Below are 3,247 nucleotides of genomic sequence, written 5' to 3'. Positions count from 1 at the left end.
ACTAAATATAGCTATACTTTAATCAATAAAACATATACCCCAAGTGTTGAAGAAATAGCTATAATTAATGATATAAATATTGATATTTCATATTGGGGCAAAAAAAGCAAAATATATGTTGATTATAAAAAGAATTTAAAATTAGCTCATTATTTTGGACAAGTAAGAAGATGCGCATATTGTAGAACAAAACTAAGAACTGATGCGTATTGGGAAGATCTAGATCATATTGTTGCACAATCAGTAAGAGAAAAATGGGTTTTTATTCCTAAAAATCTAATTGTCACATGCGAACCTTGTAATAGGTTAAAGAATGCTAGTTCAACACTGGCTGACCAGATGACTAATTTATTTCCAAATGCGTCTAATGGTTTTAATATTTTTAATCCTCATTTTGATAATTGGAATGAACATTTTGAGATTTTTAAAGGGATATTTTTAAGAGGTATACCAGGAACAAAAGGTCCTAATACATTTGAATTTTGTCGTTTATACAGATATGATGTAATTATTAATAATGTTGAAGAACAAATAATTTGGGGTGCAAGTACAATGAAAAGATTAACCCATAGATTAAAGAATGTGGAAAAAGATTCAAGAGAATTTGAACAAATTTCAAAAGCAATTTCTCACATGATACAAAGAAAAAAAAATAATCAATAACAATGAGCAAAGATAATTCAGCAAACACCTCCAGTATAGTATCCAAAGTATGGGCATTTTGTCAAACTCTTAGAGACGATGGTGTGGGCTATGGTGACTACTTGGAGCAATTAACATATTTATTGTTCCTGAAAATGGCAGACGAGTACAGCAAACCACCACACAATAGAGAAATGCCCATTCCTGCGGTATTTGCGTGGGAAACTCTTACCACCAAAAGTGGTACAGAGCTAGAGTCGCATTACAACATCATGCTTCGAGAACTAGCAAAAGAGAAAGGCATCTTGGGACAAATTTTTGTAAAAAGCCAAAACAAGATACAAGACCCAGCCAAGTTGTATAAACTCATTGCCCTAATCAATGCCGAGAACTGGATCTTGATGGGCGTGAAAGATAAAGGCGATATCTATGAAGGTCTACTGGAAAAAAATGCCGAAGATACCAAGAGTGGAGCAGGACAATACTTTACACCACGTCCCTTAATCAAAGCGATGGTGGAATGTTTGCGTCCGGAACCGTTAAAAACTATTGCAGATCCAGCTTGTGGTACGGGAGGTTTTTTCCTTGCCGCTTATGATTGGATGGTAGACAATCGAGACTTAGATAAAGAAGCGAAAAAGTTCTTGAAATATGAAACTTTTTTCGGGAATGAAATTGTCGCCAGTACAAGACGACTGGCATTAATGAACTTGTTTTTGCATAATATTGGTGATATCGATTCAGATAATTTTATTTCACCAAATGATTCCTTGATTACGGATTCTGGTACGCGCTATGATTACATCTTGGCCAATCCGCCTTTTGGTAAAAAGAGCAGCATGACGTTTACCAATCAAGATGGCGAACAAGAAAAAGAAGATTTAACCTATAACCGTCAGGATTTTTGGGTTACTACTAGCAACAAACAGCTGAACTTCGTACAACACATCCGCACGATGCTTAAAACAACCGGAATAGCAGCCGTGGTGTTACCCGATAATGTTTTGTTTGAAGGTGGTGTGGGCGAAACCGTGCGTAAAAAGTTGTTAGAAAGTACAGACTTGCACACCATATTGCGATTGCCAACAGGTATTTTCTATGCCAATGGTGTAAAAGCCAACGTGTTGTTTTTTGATGGAAAACCATCCAGCAAAGATGTTTGGACAAAAGAGACCTGGGTGTATGATTACAGAACAAACGTGCATCATACCCTGAAAAAGAATCCTTTAAAACTAAGTGATTTAAAAGATTTTATAAAATTATACAACCCTGAAAACAGGTATAAACGTACTGAAACCTACAACGCAGAGACCAACCCGGAAGGACGTTGGAGAAAGTTTACCTATGACGAAATCATTGCCCGAGACAAGACTAGCTTGGATATTACATGGATAAAAGACAAATCCCTAGCTGATTTAGATAATCTACCCGATCCTGATGTTTTAGCATTGGATATTGTGGAGAATATAGAGGCAAGTTTAGATAGTTTTAGGGCGATTATTGCTAGTTTAAAGTAAATATGGATACTAATATATTTTTTAATATTATTTCTACGGTATGTTTAGTACTTGCAACTGTTCTTACCTACAGAAACTTTATCGTATTTAAAACGATGGAAAATGAAAATCACTTTTATAAGCATAAAATGGACAATGCTCAATCATTGTTGTTGGGTATTACGAAGTTAATTGATGATTATCAAGAAATTTTAATAGATGTTGTTGAAAGTAAAGAATCTAATAAATTTGACATCCAAAAAGAAAAGGAAACTGAAATTCAAATTGATAGAGTAACTGAGGTCTTTAGAAAAACTATTATTCAACATTCTTTATTTTTACCTCAAAACATTCTTGATTTGATTGAAAAATTTTATGATGGATTATTTGATGAAGAAAATACGTTCCAAGAAAATTTTGACATAGAAAAGTTTATTGGTAATAAATTAGAAGAATTTGAAAACTTAACTTATAAAATCAGAGAAGATTTAGGTGTTGAAAAACTAAATATTAGACTAAAAAAAAGAATCAAGTCTACTGTAAAAAAGAGTTGAAAAAAAGAATATCTTCATTTTTAATTTCAAATCCTAAGACATTAATAATAGTCACAACCTGATTTATGATTACATTTTATGACTTAAACCATTTTAGATAAAACTTGTAGTAAAATATAAATCCAATATGGCTCAGATCTAAGTCTTGAATTACCAGATAAAAAAACATATCCTTTAAAACAAAATAAAACCAACCTCTCCGAAGTCAGAGACTTCGGTTTTCCTTTATAACAATGGCATTTACTAACAACTACCGCTTTGATATTAAATCTTGAATATTTCCAAGATGTTTTTAATGACATTGGATGAGCTAAAAAGGCCAAATGGAAATTGTATCAAAATAGACAAATGATTAAACTTAGGAATCAAAAAAAATATTTTTCGATTATGAAATCGTTGTTGAAGAAGGAGAAGGCAAAATCTTTTCTCATATAAATGAAAGTCCTATAGAATTAGAAATGATAAAGAATTAGAAAATGATAAAATTTAAAGCGGCCTAACTATAAGTTTCTGAAAATTATCCTATGTCTAATAATATACTTCTCATTTCAATAG

The 3,247-nt window shown here is 32.4% G+C and carries 3 protein-coding genes; all 3 read left to right on the top strand.

Going from position 1 to position 3,247, the window contains the following annotated elements; genetic code table 11:
* Positions 1 to 663: HNH endonuclease (locus DNC80_RS14330; protein WP_182651801.1), on the top strand; the 663-nt coding region annotated here is incomplete at its 5' end.
* Positions 664 to 665: 2 nt separating this feature from the next.
* On the top strand, positions 666 to 2,159 hold the full coding sequence (locus DNC80_RS14325) for a class I SAM-dependent DNA methyltransferase (RefSeq protein ID WP_182651800.1): 1,494 nt from the start codon (positions 666 to 668) through the stop codon (positions 2,157 to 2,159).
* A gap of 2 nt (positions 2,160 to 2,161) precedes the next feature.
* Entirely contained in the window at positions 2,162 to 2,692 is a 531-nt protein-coding gene (locus DNC80_RS14320; protein WP_220485257.1) for a hypothetical protein, read from the top strand.
* The last annotated feature ends 555 nt before the right edge of the window (positions 2,693 to 3,247 follow it).

Source organism: Flavobacterium sp. SOK18b (assembly GCF_014156605.1).
Lineage (GTDB): Bacteria > Bacteroidota > Bacteroidia > Flavobacteriales > Flavobacteriaceae > Flavobacterium > Flavobacterium tiangeerense.
This window is presented reverse-complemented; position numbering and strand designations above follow the sequence as displayed.

What these genes read in the sequence shown, in the direction of transcription:
- DNC80_RS14325 (WP_182651800.1), top strand. Translation starts at nt 666, where the DNA reads ATGAGCAAAGATAATTCAGCAAACACCTCCAGTATAGTATCCAAAGTA.
- DNC80_RS14320 (WP_220485257.1), top strand. Translation starts at nt 2,162, where the DNA reads ATGGATACTAATATATTTTTTAATATTATTTCTACGGTATGTTTAGTA.